The organism is Prescottella equi, from assembly GCF_002094305.1.
Classification (GTDB): domain Bacteria; phylum Actinomycetota; class Actinomycetes; order Mycobacteriales; family Mycobacteriaceae; genus Prescottella; species Prescottella equi.
On the sequence record NZ_LWTX01000001.1, the window covers coordinates 563,558 to 580,676 of the forward strand.

9 protein-coding genes, 1 tRNA gene and 1 pseudogene are annotated in these 17,119 nt (G+C 70.0%); 6 read left to right on the forward strand and 5 right to left on the reverse strand.

From position 1 onward, the window contains the following. Nucleotides 1–2: 2 nt before the first annotated feature. Complete coding sequence (locus tag A6I89_RS02785) at nt 3–1,097, forward strand: amidohydrolase family protein (RefSeq protein WP_022596851.1); 1,095 nt, start codon at nt 3–5, stop codon at nt 1,095–1,097. Nucleotides 1,098–1,267: 170 nt separating this feature from the next. Here the strand turns inward: A6I89_RS02785 and A6I89_RS24755 are convergent, their stop codons facing one another. Next, nucleotides 1,268–2,254, reverse strand: a complete 987-nt coding sequence (locus tag A6I89_RS24755; protein WP_022596849.1) for an ester cyclase — start codon at nt 2,252–2,254, stop codon at nt 1,268–1,270. A gap of 152 nt (nt 2,255–2,406) precedes the next feature. On the opposite strand from A6I89_RS24755, the gene A6I89_RS02795 reads away from it, so the two are divergent. Beyond that, nucleotides 2,407–2,727: a DUF6412 domain-containing protein gene (locus A6I89_RS02795; RefSeq protein ID WP_022596847.1), complete on the forward strand. Its 321-nt coding sequence runs from the start codon at nt 2,407–2,409 to the stop codon at nt 2,725–2,727. A 123-nt stretch (nt 2,728–2,850) separates the two neighbouring features. After that, nucleotides 2,851–3,709, forward strand: a pseudogene (yidC, locus tag A6I89_RS02800) (membrane protein insertase YidC); the annotation flags it as partial. A gap of 44 nt (nt 3,710–3,753) precedes the next feature. Here the strand turns inward: yidC and A6I89_RS02805 are convergent. Both A6I89_RS02805 and A6I89_RS02810 read right to left on the reverse strand, forming a co-directional pair. Continuing rightward, nucleotides 3,754–4,461 (reverse strand): hypothetical protein, encoded by a 708-nt coding sequence (locus A6I89_RS02805; protein ID WP_022596845.1) that lies wholly within the window; start codon nt 4,459–4,461, stop codon nt 3,754–3,756. A 29-nt stretch (nt 4,462–4,490) separates the two neighbouring features. Further along, on the reverse strand, nt 4,491–5,426 hold the full coding sequence (locus A6I89_RS02810; protein WP_005512112.1) for an aldo/keto reductase: 936 nt from the start codon (nt 5,424–5,426) through the stop codon (nt 4,491–4,493). A gap of 71 nt (nt 5,427–5,497) precedes the next feature. On the opposite strand from A6I89_RS02810, the gene A6I89_RS02815 reads away from it, so the two are divergent. Next, the gene (locus tag A6I89_RS02815) at nt 5,498–6,106 is read left to right on the forward strand and encodes a TetR/AcrR family transcriptional regulator (protein WP_226347359.1); all 609 of its coding nucleotides are present in this window, start codon (nt 5,498–5,500) and stop codon (nt 6,104–6,106) included. Between the two features lie 20 nt (nt 6,107–6,126). On the opposite strand, the gene A6I89_RS02820 is transcribed toward A6I89_RS02815, so the two are convergent. Further along, nucleotides 6,127–6,211 (reverse strand) — tRNA-Leu (locus A6I89_RS02820). A 77-nt stretch (nt 6,212–6,288) separates the two neighbouring features. After that, nucleotides 6,289–6,954 carry a hypothetical protein gene (locus A6I89_RS02825; RefSeq protein WP_022596843.1) on the reverse strand — a complete coding sequence of 222 codons (666 nt, stop codon included), beginning with the start codon at nt 6,952–6,954 and terminating at the stop codon, nt 6,289–6,291. Nucleotides 6,955–7,398: 444 nt separating this feature from the next. Here A6I89_RS02825 and A6I89_RS02830 point away from each other — a divergent pair, with 444 nt between their 5' ends. Together A6I89_RS02830 and acpS are read left to right on the forward strand one after the other, a co-directional pair. Then, a complete protein-coding gene (locus tag A6I89_RS02830) occupies nt 7,399–16,698 on the forward strand; it encodes a type I polyketide synthase (protein WP_022596842.1) in 9,300 nt (3,099 codons plus the stop codon). Then, nucleotides 16,698–17,111 (forward strand): holo-ACP synthase AcpS, encoded by a 414-nt coding sequence (gene acpS / locus A6I89_RS02835; protein WP_005512119.1) that lies wholly within the window; start codon nt 16,698–16,700, stop codon nt 17,109–17,111. Before A6I89_RS02830 ends, acpS begins: the two co-directional genes overlap by 1 nt. The last annotated feature ends 8 nt before the right edge of the window (nt 17,112–17,119 follow it).

Consider the following 17,119-nt stretch of genomic DNA (forward strand, 5'->3'; position numbering starts at 1 on the left):
GCGTGACGTCCTACCACCTGCGGGGCACCGGTCTGCCGGACGAGCAGCCGTTCGAGCTGTGGATCCGGGACGGCAAGTTCACCGACGAGCCGGTGCCGGACGCACAGACCCTGTGCACCGAGGGTTGGATCCTGCCCGGCCTCGTCGACGCGCACTGCCACATCGGGATTCGGTACGGCGGCGGTGCCGAGGACCTCGACGGGGCGCTGGCGCAGGCCCGGATCGAGCGGGAGGCCGGCGTCCTGCTGGTCCGAGACGCCGGATCGCCGGTGGACACCCGCTCGCTCGACGAGGTCCCCGGACTGCCGCGGATCATCCGCGCCGGACGGCACATCGCCGCGCCCAAGCGCTACATCCGCGGCCTGCCCGTCGACCTGGAGGACGAGTCGCAGCTGCCCGACGAGGTGGTGCGGCAGGCCCGTGCCGGTGACGGCTGGGTGAAGCTGGTGGGGGACTGGATCGACCGCGAGGTCGGTGACCTGGCCCCGCTGTGGAGCGACCGCGTCCTCGTCGAGGCGATCGAAGCCGCGCACCGTGAGGGCGCCCGCGTCACCGCGCACGTGTTCGGCGAGGACGCGCTCCCCGGTTTGATCGATGCCGGGATCGACTGCATCGAACACGGCACCGGCCTGACCGATGCCACGATCGCGATGATGGCGGAGCGCGGCACCGCCCTGGTGCCGACGCTGATCAACATCGACAACTTCCCGGAGATCGCCGACGGCGCAACACGTTTCCCGGTGTACGCCGCGCACATGCGCGACCTGTACGCGCGGGTGAACGACACTATCGGCGCCGCCCGCGACGCCGGCATCCCGATCTACGCGGGTACCGACGCCGGCGGACACGTCCGGCACGGCCGCGTCGCCGACGAGGTCGCCTCGCTCGGCAAGGTCGGCATGACACCCACCGAAGCCCTCGGCGCCGCGTGCTGGAATGCGCAGGCCTGGCTCGGCGGCGGGGGACTGGCGGTGGGTGCACCCGCGGACCTGGTTGTGTACGAGCAGGATCCGCGCACCGGGCCGCAGGTCCTGACGCTGCCGTCGCTCGTGATGGTCGGCGGAGAAGTCGTGACGACGCGGGGTTCGCTGGCCTGAGTTCGCTGCCCCGGCGTCACACACGACTTGTCGGGTTCACACACCCGTTCCGTGCGCATTCGGTGTGTGATGCCGATAAAAGGTGTGTGATGCCAGGGCAGCGTGAGGTGGGCGGTGGAGCCTCGTCGGCGCGGCTCAGGTCGACTTCGCGTCCGCGACCGAATGTCGACTCAGCCGAGCTGGTCCATCAGCGACAGCAGGTTGGCGGCACCCCAATGTTCGACGATCCGGCCGCCACGCACCCGCATGACGTCAACGGTGTCGAACGTGACTGCGCGGCCGGTGGGTTCGACGCCCGGGAACGTCCCCCGTCGGGTTCCGCGGTAGGTCTTGTAGGTGGTCACCAGGTCGCCGTCGACCGTCTGCCAGTGGATCTCGGCGTGGAAGTCCTGGAAGGCCGCGCGCATCGACTGGTACAGCAGTCTCGTGCCGGACTTGTCGGGGGTGAGTCCCGGCTGCGGGGTGTGGTCGACGTAGTCGTCGGCGAACAGCTCGTCGAAGACTGTGAAGTCGCCACCGCCCTGCACCTGCTCGGTGGTCCGGCGGACGACGGCCTTCGCGGTGTCGCCGTCGCTGTCCGGGATCGTCGGAAGTTTCCCGGGAGCAGTGGAGTCGGCGGCGTGGCGCCCGTTCGAGTTCGACGCCCGGCGGGCGATGCTGCCAGCGAGCAGGGGAGTCTCGCGCCGGACGTGGTCACCGCACGCGGCGTGGCAGGAGGCCGCTGCGTCCTCGAAGACGATCCCGTGTCGTTCGATGAAGGCAAAGTAGTCCCCGGTCGGGGTGACGAGGATCCGGTCGGTGACGGTGCACCGACCGTCGCCGGTGGGCTGGGCCCGCAACTCCCAGGTCACGTCCACCGTCGTCCGGCCTTCCGCGGACACGACGTCCGACGTCGACAGCATCCGGCAGTGGTGAGGCTCGACGACCTCGGTGGCGAAGTGGTGGATCAGGAGTGCGTCGCCGATCGTCTCGACACCGATGGACAGAGGATGCCCGTCCTCGGCGGTGCCGACGCCGTTCGTGATGTGGTCCGGGGGACAGCATCGTCGGTACTCGGCCTCGGGTAGCGAGAACAGCCAGTCGGTGATGTCGACCCTCTCGGCGGCCACGTCGACGACGTGGGTGCAGGTCGAGTCCGAGAGAACACGTGTGGACACCGTCGTCCCCTGTCTGCCGCGGAACGGTGTCGCGACGGTGGTGCCGCGATACCCCCGAACGCTAGCGCGGCGAACGGGTGCGGAGTTCGCGTGTCGCGGGAATGGTTGCAGCATCGACACCGGGTGGGCGCCGTGCCGGTACTGTGCCTGTCATGGCACCGTTCCGGTCGACACTCGCGGAGAGGCTGAACACAGTTCAGCTCACCTGGGTCGGCGTGCTGACCCTGGTGATCGCGACGACGGCCGTCGACGGTCCCGCCGCCCTCGCGGGCACTGCTCTGGCGATCGCGCTGATCTTCGCGGTCAGCGGTGACGGTGCGCTGTCGCAACTGCACCGGTTGGCGGCGCCGGCCGCCGGACCACCGCGCGAGGAGCGGCACCTGCGTGGCGCGTTCCGCAGGCAGAGCGCGCCGAACACTCCCGGCCGTCCCCGTCGTCCCCGAGCACCCGGACAGGCTCTCGCCGCCGCATAGCTTCGCTGTGCCGCACAGATGACCCCTGTCCGTCCAGCGCCCGTGGCAGTCCGAAGGACCCCGGCGCGACAAACACCCGCGTGATACGACCCGTCGTCGTGTCACGCGGCGAAGAGGTGCTCGATGCTCGATTTCGTCTACTATCCCGTCTCCGCGATCCTGTGGTTCTGGCACAAAGCGTTCGGCGCCGCACTCGGTCCGGACAACGGCTTCGCGTGGGCGCTCGCGGTGATGTTCCTGGTCTTCACCCTGCGTCTGCTGCTGCTCGGACCCGCGATCCGACAGATCCGGACCGGCCTCCAGATGCGGGAGTTGCAACCGCAGATCAAGGCATTGCAGAAGAAGTACGCCGGTGACCGGCAGCGCATGGCGCTCGAGATGCAGAAACTGCAGCAGGAACACGGCTTCAACCCGTTGATGGGTTGTCTTCCGATGCTGGTGCAGGCGCCGGTGTTCGTCGGGCTCTATCACGTGCTGCGGTCCTTCAACCGCACCGGAACCGGTCACGGTGGGCTCGGGATGACTGCGCAGGACAACGCGAACACCGCGAACTACATCTTCAGTCCGGCCGACGTGCAGTCGTTCCTGAGCGCGCGCCTGTTCGGTGCACCGATCTCGACCGCGATCACTTCACCGCAGAGCACCCTCGAGTCCTTCGCGGCGCACGGCGGCGTGCCGACCGTGGCCACGATCGCGGCCGTGGCGATTCCGCTGATGGTGATCGCGTCGCTCGCCACGCACTTCAATGCGCGTGCCTCCGTCGCCAGGCAGGAGCCGGACGCATCGGCGAACCCGCAGACCGCGATCATGAACAAGCTCATGCTCTGGGTGTTCCCGCTCGGCGTCCTCGTAGGCGGTCCGTTCCTGATGATCGCGATCCTGCTGTACTGGGTGAGCAACAACATCTGGACCTACGCGCAACAGCATCTCGTGTTCGCTGGGCTGGACCGGGAGACGGCAGTGAAGCAGCGCGCGCTCGCGCAGGAACGGCAGAACAGGCGCTGACCGGACACCGCGACGCGCCGATCAGTCGCGGGTGTGCACCGGCGACGGGATCTTCGTGGAGCGGTATGCGTCGCCGCTGCGCGTCGGTTGCCAGAGGCGCCAGTGCTTCGCGGACAGACGAAACGGCAGGTGGTCCTGCAGATGACGCGCGGCTGGGGCCAGACGGTCGTCGGCCGGCAGGTTCAGCCACAGCGACACCGAGGACGCCGCGGTGCCGACGGTTGCACGAACGCCGGAGGCGCCCAGCAGACGGCCGTACCCGTCGACCGCGAAGCGGCCGAAGGCATCGGGGGTGATGTCGGGGTACGGGGCACGGGCGAGCGGGTCGAGTAGATCGACACGCACGCCACAGGTCAGCGCGGCCAGCGAATGCCCGTGGCTCGTCACCGCGTCGGGCCCGGCGGTTCCCAGCATGTCGAGGGCGTGGTCCACGGCGCCGGGCGCGACATTCCATTCCGTGTGGGTTCGCGCGCGGTGACGGGGGCCGCCGAAACGGTCGGTGGCGAGGGCGACGAGGTGCTCGGTCGCTGCGGGTGGGCCACCGGCCGCGACCCGGAACACCCACGACGGGGGCGACGCCTGTGCGGTGCACTCCTCGACGAAGCTCCGAACCCGCCGGAATGCCTTGTCGGGATCTTTGGCTCGCAGCGAGTGCGCGCCGCCGGCGGATGCCGGCAGCCCGTCGTAGGTGACCACGTGCGGAGACGAACTGTCCGGTGTCCGTGCCATCCGTTCATCGTAGGGAAGGACGGCGATGCTCAGTTCCGGTTGCCGATCCCGCCTCCGCCGGCGACACGGTCGACGGCACGCAGATCCTCGGCGTCCAGTACCAGGTCCGAGGCGGCGATGTTCTGTGCGACCCGGGATGGGTTGCGGGAACCGGGGATCGGGACCACGTAGTCCCGACGGGTCAGGAGCCAGGCCAACGCCAGTTGGGCCGAAGTGGCATCCTTTCGACGGGCCAGAGCGTCGAGGCCGTCGACGATCGCGAGGTTGGCATCGAAGTTCTGCGGGTCCCACCACGGCAGGTGTCGACGGAAGTCGTTCGCGTCGTAGTGGTCTCGGGAGAAGACAGCGCCGCTGAGGAACCCCCGGGCCAACGGCGAGTAGGCGACGAAACCGATACCGAGATCCTCGAGCACGGGGAAGAGCGACTCGACCTCACGGGTGAAGATCGAATACTCGCTCTGCAGGACCGAGATCGGATGAACCGAGTGCGCCTTGCGGATCGTCGCCTCGTCGGCCTCGGACAGACCCAGATACCGAACCTTGCCCGCCTGGACGTACTCCGCCATCGTGCCGACCACGTCCTCGATGGGCACAGTCGGGTCCGGACGGTGCTGGTAGAGCACGTCGATCGTGTCGATGCCGAGGTTGCGCAGGCTGGCGTCGACGACCTCGCGGATGTGTTCGGGACGCGAGTCGACCCCGAACGACCGGGTGAGTCCGAACTTCGTGGCGATCACGACGTCGTCACGCACCGGAGCCAAGGCGCGGCCGAGCAACCTCTCGCCCTCGCCCCAGCCGTACATCTCGGCGGTGTCGAACATCGTCACGCCGAGATCGTGTGCGGCACGGATCGCGGCAATCGATTCGACGTCGTCGGTCGGGCCGTAGCCGATTGCCGTGCCCATCGCGCCGTAGCCCAGGGCGGAGACCGTGAGTCCTTGTTTGCCGAGTGTGCGTTCTTCCATGGATCCTCCTCGCTGGCAGTTGCAGACCAATGTGTCAGAGGCTGACAAGTTTGTCCATGTATGCTGCCGATGTGGACAGTTCCCCGGCACCCGCCCCGCGTTTGCGCGACATCACCCGTGAAGCTGTGCGCACGCGCATATCCGATGTCGCGATCGACCTGTTCGCCGAGCACGGTTTCGAGTCCGTCACCGTCGAACAGATCGCTGCCGAGGTCGGGATCTCCGCGCGGAGTTTCCATCGGTACTTCCCCGCCAAGGAGGATGCGGTCATCGGGGACCTGACTCGCTGGGGTGAATTCGTCCGCGACGGGCTTGCCTCGCGCCCGACCGACGAACCGCCCCTGGTCTCGTTGCGAATCGCTTTCGAAGCCTTGCTGTCTCGCCCGCGCAACGCCGGTGAGGAGGAGCGGAGCAAGCGGACCATGCGGGTGCTCACCAGCACCGCGTCACTTCGTGCCCGAAACCTCGAGAAGCACCTGGGTTGGGCGAAGATGTTGGTTCCCGTTGTGGAGGCACGTCTGAACGGCGACTATGCGGAACTTCGGGCACAGACGCTCGTGCAGTCCGCACTCGCCTGTTTCGACATCGCCCTGAGCACCTGGGCCGAATCCGAGGGGGTGGACGCAGTCGATCTCCTGCGCCGATCCTTCGCCACCCTTGCCGCAGAGGACGTGGCGTAGAGGCGACGACACGGCCGCCGTGGTGCGCGAGGGGGGACTTGAACCCCCACGTCCTGAGACACTGGAACCTAAATCCAGCGCGTCTGCCAATTCCGCCACTCGCGCGAGCGATGTCAGCCTACGCCACCGCCGGCCGGTCCTGAACCGCAGGACCGGCCGACCGCACCCGCGAGGTGATTCAGCTACGCGGACAACGGTTTCGGTCTGATCGACCGGGCTCGTCCGTACCGCCACACGGCGTTGAGGAGGGCGGCCGGTGGGATGTTCTCGGTCTCGGATGCGGAGGCGAGAAGTTCGAGGGCGCATGCCTCGCTCACGGGTGGTTCGGCGGGGCCCAGCGCCTGCGCGACGAACCCGTGCACTGCCCCGAGCGCTGCGGGGCCGACGAGCCCGAGTTGCAGGACGAAGGTCTCCCACGTGGCGCCCCCCAGTCCCGGAACCGCGGTGATCGCCTCCCGCGCGCGTCGGCCGTCCCCGATCCGTTCGCTGCCGGGAATTCCGGCGTCGATCAATGCCGCCGCCGCGAGGGCCGCCGCCTCGGCCTTGGTGGTGTGGTTGCCCGGCACTCGCTGCCGGTTGTCGAGGATTTCCGCGAGGTGGTCCGGGGCGTCGGCGAAGGCAGCCAGCGCGCTCAGATCGTCGAGCTCGTGCTTCCGGTGCGCGCGCCAGTTGGCGACGACCCGCCGGACGCCGGACGTCGGGGTGCCGTAGGTGGCGCGGGCCGCGAAGATCGCGTCGAGCAGCGCTGCTTCGGCCTCGCGTGGCCAGCCGGCCGGCCAGTGTGAGCGGTCGGGCGGCAGCGCGGTGCCGATGTATTCGACGAGTGCGCGAATCCGATTGTCGGTCATGAATCCCCCCTGGATTTCGATTGACGCGTCGCACGGTAGCGGCGTCCTCCGACAACGGGGACGGTCCGACAGCGCCTGCCGCACGTCTGGGCGCCGCCGTCAAGGTGATCACGAATTGGTAACAATCAACGTGAGGGTTCCCTCAGGTTTGTGGACGTCCTCGCATGCCACCTGACCCGCGGTTACGAGGTCTACTCGCGAGTCACTTGAGGGCGACGGTGTGCGCAATGTCACTCGATACTCGCTGGTAGGAACGGGGTCGGCGGACAAACGTGAGGCTTTCCTCATGATTCTGTGCCAACCTTTACACGCCCGGATTCGCTGGATTCCGAAGTGAATTCGAGGGGTGCCGTGGGTGTCTCGGGATGCCACGCGTCAGCTCTGCCGAGGGCGGCCGACCAAGACCTACCTCCCGTGAGGGAACCAGGAGAGGACACAACTTCAGTGACGATCGACGACACTGCAGGAAACGGACGAACCTCGAAGGAGCAGAGCCAGTTCGGTGCTGATCGGACTCCGGTCCGCTCCGCGGCGCAGGGACCCCTCGTGGACCGTCTGCGTGCCGGCGAGCCGTACGCGCTCGCGTTCGGTGGGCAGGGTGCCCCGTGGCTGAGCGCACTGGCCGAACTGACCCGCGACAGCGGTCTGGAGCCGACGCTCACGGAGCTCGTGAACGAGGCTGCCGCGATGCTCGAGCCGGTCGCGCAGGATCTCCTCGTCGTCCGCCCGGTCGGTTTCGATCCGATCGCGTGGATTCTGGAACAGGAACTCGCCGACGACGAGACCGCGCCCGCGGGACCGTCCGAGGCTGCCCTGACGTCGGCCGCGGTCTCGCTGCCCGGCGTCTTCCTCACCCAGCTGGCCGCGCTGCGCGCGCTGCAGCAGCAGGGCCTCGACCCCGCGGTGAACGCCCCGGCCGCCACCATCGGCCACTCGCAGGGCCTGATCGCCGCCGCTGCCGTCGCAGGCGGCGGTGCCGCGGACGGCGCGCTGCTCGCAACCGCCCAGCTCATCGGTGCCGCTGCGGGTCTCGTCGGCCGTCGCCGCGGAATCATCGCCGGTGCCGACCGCTCGCCGATGCTGGCCGTCTCCAACGTCGACCCCGAGCGGTTGGCCGTCATCGTCGCCGAGCTGGCCGAGGGCCAGACGGCCGAGCGCGCCGCCGTCCTGGCGATCCGCAACGGGCGTCGTCGCGTCGTGCTGTCGGGCCCGCCGGCTCAGCTCGCACGGGTCCAGCAGCGCTGCGAGCAGATCGCAGCCGACGAGGCCCGTGAACGCGATGCCAAGACCCGTGGTGGCGCAGTCTTCTCGCCTGTCTTCGAGTCGCTCTCGGTCGAGATCGGCTTCCACCACCCCGCGCTGGCCGAGGCCGTCGACATCATCGGTGGTTGGGCCACCCGTTGTGGTCTCGACGCCGACCAGGTGCGCGCGCTCGCGCAGGCCGTCCTCGTCGACCCGGTCGACTGGGTCGACGCCGTCGAAGGCGCCGTCGAGTCCGGCGCTCGCTGGATCCTGGACCTCGGACCCGGCGATCTGCTCACCCGCATGACGTCCGCGGGCCTGCGCGGCCACGGCGTCGGCATCCTCGCCGCCTCCACCCGCGGTGGCCACCGCAACCTGCTCACCCCCGGTGCCACCCCCGAGGTCGCTCGGGCGTGGACGGAGTTCGCGCCCAAGGCCGTTACCCTGCCCGACGGCCGCGTCGCCGTCGAGACCGCGTTCACGAAGCTCACCGGACGCTCGCCGATCCTGCTCGCGGGCATGACCCCCACCACCGTCGATCCCGCGATCGTCGCTGCCGCCGCGAACGCCGGCCACTGGGCCGAGCTCGCCGGTGGCGGCCAGGTCACAGAGCAGATCTTCGCCGACAACGTCGAGGGCCTGAAGGGGCTGCTCGAGCCGGGCCGCGCCGTCCAGTTCAACTCGATGTTCCTGGACCCGTACCTGTGGAAGCTGCACGTGGGTGGCAAGCGCCTCGTCCCGCGGGCCCGCGCCGCGGGCGCACCGTTCGACGGCGTCGTCGTCACCGCCGGCATCCCCGAGCTCGACGAAGCCGTCACGATCATCGACGAGCTGACCGAGGCCGGCTTCAGCTACGTCGCGTTCAAGCCGGGCACCGTCGCGCAGATCCGCTCGGTGATCCGCATCGCGAACGAGGTCCCGGACTTCCCGGTCATCGTCCACATCGAGGGCGGCCGCGCCGGTGGCCACCACTCGTGGGAGGACCTCGACGACCTGCTGCTCGCCACGTACGCCGAGCTGCGCACCCGCGACAACCTCGTGCTGTGTGTCGGCGGCGGCATCGGCACCCCTGAGCGGGCCGCCGACTACCTGACCGGACGCTGGGCCACCGAGCACGGGTTCCCGGCGATGCCGCTCGACGGCATCCTCGTCGGCACCGCCGCGATGGCGACGCTCGAGGCCACCACCTCGCCCGACGTCAAGCAGATGCTCGTCGACACCCCCGGCACCCCCGACTGGGTCGGTGCGGGAACCGCGCAGGGCGGCATGGCTTCCGGCCGCAGCCAGCTCGGTGCCGACATCCACGAGATCGACAACGCCGCGTCGCGCACGGGCCGTCTGCTCGACGAGGTCGCCGGTGACGCCGACGCCGTCGCGGCCCGCCGCGACGAGATCATCGCCGCGCTCGACGTGACCGCCAAGCCGTACTTCGGCGACGTCGCCTCGATGACCTACCAGCAGTGGCTGCGCCGCTACCTGGAGCTGGCCGTGGGCGTCGACTCCGCGCAGGCGTTCGACTGCGGCGGCGACGTGCAGGACGCGATCGTCGACGCCACGCAGTCGGTGTGGCTGGACGTGTCGTGGCGGGATCGCTTCGGCGAGATGCTGCAGCGCGCCGAGGCCCGACTGCACCGCAACGACCGCGGCCCCATCCAGACGCTGTTCGCGGATCCTGCGACGCTGGACCAGCCCTTCGCAGCGCTCTGCGCTCTCGAGGCGGCGTACCCCGACTACGCCACCACGGTGCTGCACCCGGCGGACGTCCCGTTCTTCGTCGCGCTGTGCAAGACCCCCGGCAAGCCGGTCAACTTCGTTCCCGTCGTCGACGGTGACGTCCGACGCTGGTGGCGTTCGGATTCGCTGTGGCAGGCCCACGACCCGCGCTACACCGCCGACCAGGTGTGCATCATTCCCGGCACCGTCGCGGTCGCCGGCATCACCCGCGTCGACGAGCCGGTCGGTGAGCTGCTCGACCGCTTCGAGAAGGCCACCGCGGACGAGTTGGTCGCCGCCGGCGCCACCCCGACCCCGATCGCCGGTCGTCGTCACGGCGGCTTCGGCACCGGACTGCTCGACGCCGTCCTCACCGCCCCGGACGTCCTGTGGGCCGCGCGCCTGACGCAGAACCCGGTTCGCCGTCTCGGCGCCGTCGACGAGTGGACGATCGAGTCCGACACCGTCGCCAGCCACGACAAGACCGGCGCCCGCCTCGTCGTCGCCGACGCCGAGCACGTCGATCTGACCGTGCCGCTCGCGCAGGGCAAGGCCGTCGAGATCCGCATCACGGTGCCCGTCACCGTCCGTGACGGCGGCGCCCCCGTCGTGACCCAGGCCGACGCCGAGGCGTCGATGTCGGCACTGTTGGGTGTCGCTGCGGGGCAGGAGCTTCCGCAGGTGAAGAACGGTGTCGCGCACATCAACCTGGCGTGGACCCCGGATCTGGTCGCCGACCACGCCGGCGTGACCGGTGTGGGCCTGCCCCAGACCGTGAGCACCAGCGGCAAGGCCGTGCCCGACGTCGTCGTCGGCGCGTGCTGGCCTGCCGTGTTCGCGGCGCTCGGCGCCGCCACCACCGAGTCCGGCGTGCACGTCATCGAGGGCATGCTCGACCTGGTCCACCTCGATCACGCGGTCGACCTCGTCGGCGAACTGCCCACGGAGACGAGCATTCTCGTGGTCCGTGCCGAGGCCGGCGATGTCATCGACACCGACATGGGTCGTGTCGTCGAGGTCCGCGTCGAGGTCGGCGCGATGCTCGGTGAGGGCCTCGAGGCTCCCGCTGTCGCGACGCTCACCGAGCGCTTCGCGATTCGTGGCCGCACCGGCAAGGGCGAGCTGGCCGATCCGGCTCGCGCCGGCGGATCGCTGTCCGCCGACGTCGCGGAAACCCCGCGTCGTCGCCGCCGCGATCTGAAGATGGTGGCGCCGCGCAACATGGCCGCGTTCGCCCGCGTCTCCGGCGACCACAACCCGATCCACACCTCCGACGCCGCGGCGCTGCTCGCCGGTCTGGGCAGCCCGATCGTGCACGGCATGTGGCTGTCGGCCGCCGCGCAGCAGGCCGTCGTCGCCGTCGACCCCGCATCGAAGGTGCCGACCCGTCGCCTGACCGCGTGGACCGCCCGCTTCCTCGGGATGGTCCGCCCCGGCGCCGAGATCGACGTCCGCGTCGACCGGGTCGCCACCGATCACGGCGACGAGATCGTCGAGGTCGGCTGCCGCGTCGACGGTGACCTGGTGATGGTCGCGACGGGTCGCACAGCGGCGCCGAAGACCGTGTACGCCTTCCCCGGCCAGGGCATCCAGCGCCCGGGCATGGGCCTCGACGCCCGCTCGCGCAGCAAGGCCGCGCGTGAGGTCTGGGAGCGTGCCGACAAGCACACCCGCGAGGCACTCGGCTTCTCGATCCTGGCCGTCGTCCGCGACAACCCGACGCTCGTCAAGGCGCGCGGGGTGGAGCACCGGCACCCGGACGGCGTGCTGCACCTGACCCAGTTCACGCAGGTCGCGATGGCGACCCTCGGTGTCGCGCAGGTCGCCGAACTCCGCGAGTCCGGCGCGTTCGTCGAGGGCTCCTACCTGGCCGGTCACTCGGTCGGCGAGTACAACGCCCTCACCGCGGTCGCCGGCGTGCTGCCGCTCGAGGCGCTCCTCGAGGTGGTCTTCCAGCGTGGATCGGCAATGCACGAACTGGTGCCCCGCGACGGTGCGGGCCGCAGCGACTACCGCATGGCCGCGATCCGCCCGTCGCAGATCGGCGTCGCCGACGACGAGCTGCAGGCGTTCGTGGGCGGTGTCGCCGAGGCGACCGGGGAATTCCTGCAGATCGTCAACCTCAACCTCAAGGGTTCGCAGTACGCGATCGCCGGCACGGTCAAGGGGCTCGAGGCGCTCGAGCGTGAGATCGACATCCGCCGTGAGGCGTTCGGTGGCAAGCGCGCGTTCATCCTGGTGCCCGGCATCGACGTGCCGTTCCACTCGACCGTCCTGCGCGGCGGCGTGGACGACTTCCGCGCCAAGCTCGACGAGCTGCTGCCGCAGGACATCGACCCGTCGCTGCTGATCGGCCGCTACATCCCGAACCTCGTTCCCCGGCTGTTCAACCTGGGTCGCGACTTCGTCCAGGAGATCGCCGACCTGGTGCCGTCCGAGCAGCTGCAGGCGGTACTGGCGGACTTCGACAGCTGGAGCGAGCGTCCCGTCGCGCTGACCCGCGTCATCCTCGTCGAGCTGCTGGCGTGGCAGTTCGCGAGCCCGGTCCGCTGGATCGAGACGCAGGACCTGCTGTTCACCGACGAGGCCGACGGCGGACTCGGTGTCGAGCGATTCGTCGAGATCGGTCTGGGGGCCACGCCGACCGTCGCGAACCTGGCGTCGCAGACCCTCAAGCTGGACGAGCACGCGAACACCAAGGTCGAGGTGCTCAACATCGAGCGCGAGGCGTCGATCGTCTACAGCACCGACGTCGATCCGGCGCCGGTGGAGGACGACGAGCCCGTGGAAAGTGCCGCGCCTGCCGCGGCTCCGGCTGCTGCTGCTCCCGTCGCGGCCCCGGCCGCACCCACCGGTGGTCCGCGCCCCGACGACATCGCGTTCAAGGCCGCCGACGCCACCAAGGTGCTCATCGCGCTCTGGACCAAGCTGCGCCCGGACCAGATCGGTCCCGCCGACACCATCGAGGCGTTGTGCGACGGCGTGTCCTCGCGCCGCAACCAGCTGCTCGTCGACCTCGGGTCGGAGCTGTCGCTCGGTGCCATCGACGGCGCCGCCGACGCCGACATGGGATCGCTCGCGGTCACGGTCGATCGCCTGGCCCGCACGTACAAGCCGTTCGGCCCGGTGCTGTCCGACTCGATTGGCGATCACCTGCGCAAGGTCTTCGGTCCGTCCGGTAAGCGTCCGGCCGCCATCGCGGATCGCGTCAAGAAGGTCTGGGAGCTCGGCGACGGCTGGGCCACCCACGTGACCGCCGAGGTGGCCCTCGGTACCCGTGACGGCTCGAGCGTCCGCGGTGGCGCGATGGGCGGGCTGCACGAGGGTGCTGTCGCCGACGGTGCTGCCGTCGACGCCCTCGTCGACGCCGCCGTCCAGGCCGTCGCATCCCGCCGCGGCGTGGCCGTCTCCATGCCGGCTGCCGGCGGGGGAGCGGGCGGAACCGTCGACGCTGCCGCGCTCGGTGAGTTCACCGAGGCCATCACCGGCCGCAACGGCGTGCTGGCCTCGGCCGCACGTCTGGTGCTCGAGCAGCTCGGCTTCAGCGAGTCGGCCGCTGCCGCGGTCGCCGCGGACGACACCGCGCTCGTCGACCTCGTGTCGGCCGAGCTCGGCTCCGATTGGCCGCGCCTGGTCGCCCCGGCGTTCGACGCCAAGAAGGCCGTCCTGATCGACGACCGCTGGGCCACCGCCCGCGAGGACCTCGCACGCGGCTGGACCGGTGAGATCGACCTGACCGTCGAGCGTTTCGACGGCGCCGGTGCCGCCGTGGCCGCCCACGCGCAGTGGTGGCAGCAGCGCGCCACCGCGGAGGGCCGCACGACGCTGGCCGAGCTGTACGGCCGCATCGCAAAGGTCGCGGTCGCCCCGATCGAGGAGACCGGGCAGTACACCGGTGAGATCGCGGTCGTCACCGGTGCCAGCAAGGGCTCGATCGCCGCATCGGTCGCCGGCAAGCTGCTCGGCGGCGGCGCGACGGTCGTCGTGACCACCTCGCGCCTCGACAGCGACCGACTCGGCTTCTACCGCAAGCTCTATGCCGCGAACGCCCGCGCCGGTGCCGCCCTGTGGGTGGTGCCCGCGAACATGGCGTCGTACAGCGACGTCGACGCGCTGGTCGAGTGGGTCGGCAATGTCCAGACCGAAACGGCCGGTGGCGCGAAGAAGCTCGTCAAGGAGGCGATGACGCCGACGATGCTGTTCCCGTTCGCCGCACCGCGAGTGGCCGGCGAGCTGTCCGACGCGGGTGCCCGCGCCGAGATGGAGATGCGGGTCCTGCTGTGGTCGGTGGAGCGCCTGATCGGCGGACTGTCGCAGATCGGCTACGACCGTGACGTCGACACCCACCTGCACGTCGTGCTGCCCGGCTCGCCGAACCGCGGCCTGTTCGGCGGCGACGGCGCCTACGGCGAGTCGAAGGCGGCGCTCGATGCGGTCGTCGGACGCTGGTCGGCCGAGCGCACGTGGGCCGAGCGGGTCACGCTCGTCCACGCATTGATCGGTTGGGTGCGCGGCACCGGCCTCATGGGCGGCAACGACCCGATGGTCGAGGCCGTCGAGGCCAAGGGTGTGCGCACCTGGTCCACCGACGAGATGGCGACCGAACTGCTGCTCTCGTGCACCCCGGAGGTCAAGCGCGCCGCTGCGGACGCGCCGCGCCTGGTGGATCTCACCGGCGGGCTCGCCGAGGTGGACCTGGACCTGCCGGCGCTCGCGAAGGAGGCCGCCGAGGCGGCCGAGGCTGCGGGCAAGGCCGAGGACGAGGCGTCGAAGGACGCGAATTCCATTGCCGCCCTGCCTGCTCCGCCGCGGATCCTCGACGCGCTCGACGCCCCGTCCTGGCCCGAGTTGGATGTCGACCCGGCCGACCTGGTCGTCATCGTCGGCGCCGGTGAGCTCGGCCCGTACGGCTCCGCGCGCACCCGCTTCGAGATGGAGGTCGACGAGCAGCTGTCGGCGGCCGGCGTGCTCGAGCTGGCGTGGAACACCGGAATGGTTGCGTGGGAGAACGATCCCAAGCCGGGCTGGTACGACGTCGAGAGCGGCGATCTGGTTCCCGAGGAAGAGATCGCCGAGCGTTACCACGACGCTGTCGTCGAGCGTTGCGGCATCCGCACCTACGGCGACGAGGGCGCGATGGTCGACAACACGGCGCCGCTGCTGACGTCGGTGTTCATCGACAAGGACCTGTCCTTCGTGGTCGGCTCCGAGGCGGAGGCCCGTGCGTTCGTCGATTCCGACCCGGAGAACACCGTCGCGGCGGTGGACCCGGAAAGCGGCGACTGGACCGTCACCCGCAAGGCCGGCACCGAGATCCGCGTGCCGCGCAAGGTGAAGCTGACCCGCACGGTCGGCGGCCAGATCCCGACCGGATTCGACGTCACCAAGTGGGGAATCCCCGCCGACATGGCCGGCTCCGTGGACCGCGTCGGGCTGTGGAACATCGTCACCACCGTCGACGCGTTCCTCACCGGCGGCTTCACCCCGTCCGAGCTGCTGCGCTGGGTGCACCCGGCGTTCGTCGCCAACACGCAGGGCACCGGCATGGGCGGCATGACGTCGATGCGCTCGCTGTACATCGACACACTGCTCGGCGAGTCCCGCGCGAACGACATCCTGCAGGAGGCCCTGCCGAACGTCATTGCGGCGCACGTCGTGCAGTCGTACGTCGGCGGCTACGGCGCGATGGTGCACCCGGTCGCGGCGTGCGCCACGGCCGCGGTCTCCGTCGAGGAGGGCGTCGACAAGATCAAGCTCGGCAAGGCCAAGCTGGTCGTGGCCGGCGGCTTCGACGACCTGGGTATCGAGGGCATCGTCGGCTTCGGCGACATGTCGGCGACCGCCAAGTCGGACGAGATGGCCGCGAAGGGCATTGCCGACAACCGCTTCTCGCGGGCCAACGATCGACGTCGCGGCGGCTTCGTGGAGTCGGCCGGCGGTGGCACGATCCTGCTTGCTCGCGGTGATCTCGCGCTCGAGATGGGCCTGCCGGTCCTCGGCGTGGTCGCGTGGGCCGGCTCCTTCGCCGACGGCGTCCACACCTCGATCCCGGCTCCCGGCATCGGTGCCCTCGGCGCCGGTCGCGGGGGACAGGATTCGCAGCTCGCGCTGTCGCTCAACGCGCTCGGTATCACTGCCGACGACATCTCGGTGGTCTCCAAGCACGACACCTCGACGGCGGCGAACGATCCGAACGAGGCCGAACTGCACGAGCGACTGGCGGCGGCCCTGGGCCGCAGCGAGGGTGCCCCGCTGTTCGTCATCTCGCAGAAGACGCTCACCGGTCACGCCAAGGGTGGCGCGGCGGCGTTCCAGCTGATCGGCCTGTGCCAGGTCCTCGGCCAGGGCGTCATCCCGCCGAACCGCAGCCTGGACTGCGTCGACGACAAGATGGCTGAGTTCTCGCACCTGGTGTGGCCGCGGACCCCGCTGCGCTTCGGGAACGAGTTCGCGCTCAAGGCAGGCCTGCTGACCAGCCTCGGCTTCGGTCACGTGTCGGGTCTGATCGCGGTGGTCCACCCGCAGGCGTTCGTCGAGTCGATCCCGGCGGATCAGCGCGAGGCGTACCTGGCGCAGGCGCAGCAGCGCACCATCGACGGACAGCGCCGACTGGCGTCGGCGATGTGCGGTGGCGAGGCCCTGTACGAGCGTCCCGCAGACCGCCGATTCGGTGGAGATGCGGTGCCCGCCAAGGCTGCTCGTCAGCTCGAGGCGGACATGCTCCTCACCGAGGAGGCGCGCCTGGGTACCGATCACGTGTACCGCGCCGGAAAGCCCGGGTGCCAGTGATGGCGGTTCTCGGAATCGGCTTCGACGTCGTCACGATCTCTGAGTTCGAAGAGCAGATGAAGCGACCCGGCACCGCGATGCTGTCGAGCTTCCGACCGGCCGAGCGTCGGTACTGCGAGTCCCGCAGTACCGACCCGGCGCGGCACTACGCGGTCCGTTGGGCGGCGAAGGAGGCGGTCATCAAGGCCTGGGCGGCATCGCGGTTCGCTCGCCCGCCGGCCGTCGGTGACAACGCCTACGCGCTGGTGGAGGTCGTCAACGACGCCTGGGGTCGACCCACCATCAAGCTGCACGGTGAGGCTGCGGAGTTCCTGCCGAGCGCCAAGATCCACCTGTCGCTGACCCACGACGGCGACGTCGCGGGCGCGATGGTGGTGATCGAAGAACCTGACCCGATCGCGCCCATCGGCTGATCGAGCAC

Bases quoted from the DNA above. Each gene is read 5' to 3' on its own strand.
- A6I89_RS02795 (WP_022596847.1), top strand. From the start codon at position 2,407: ATGGCACCGTTCCGGTCGACACTCGCGGAGAGGCTGAACACAGTTCAG.
- A6I89_RS02805 (WP_022596845.1), bottom strand. From the start codon at position 4,461: ATGGCACGGACACCGGACAGTTCGTCTCCGCACGTGGTCACCTACGAC.
- A6I89_RS02810 (WP_005512112.1), bottom strand. From the start codon at position 5,426: ATGGAAGAACGCACACTCGGCAAACAAGGACTCACGGTCTCCGCCCTG.
- A6I89_RS02825 (WP_022596843.1), bottom strand. From the start codon at position 6,954: ATGACCGACAATCGGATTCGCGCACTCGTCGAATACATCGGCACCGCG.
- acpS (WP_005512119.1), top strand. From the start codon at position 16,698: ATGGCGGTTCTCGGAATCGGCTTCGACGTCGTCACGATCTCTGAGTTC.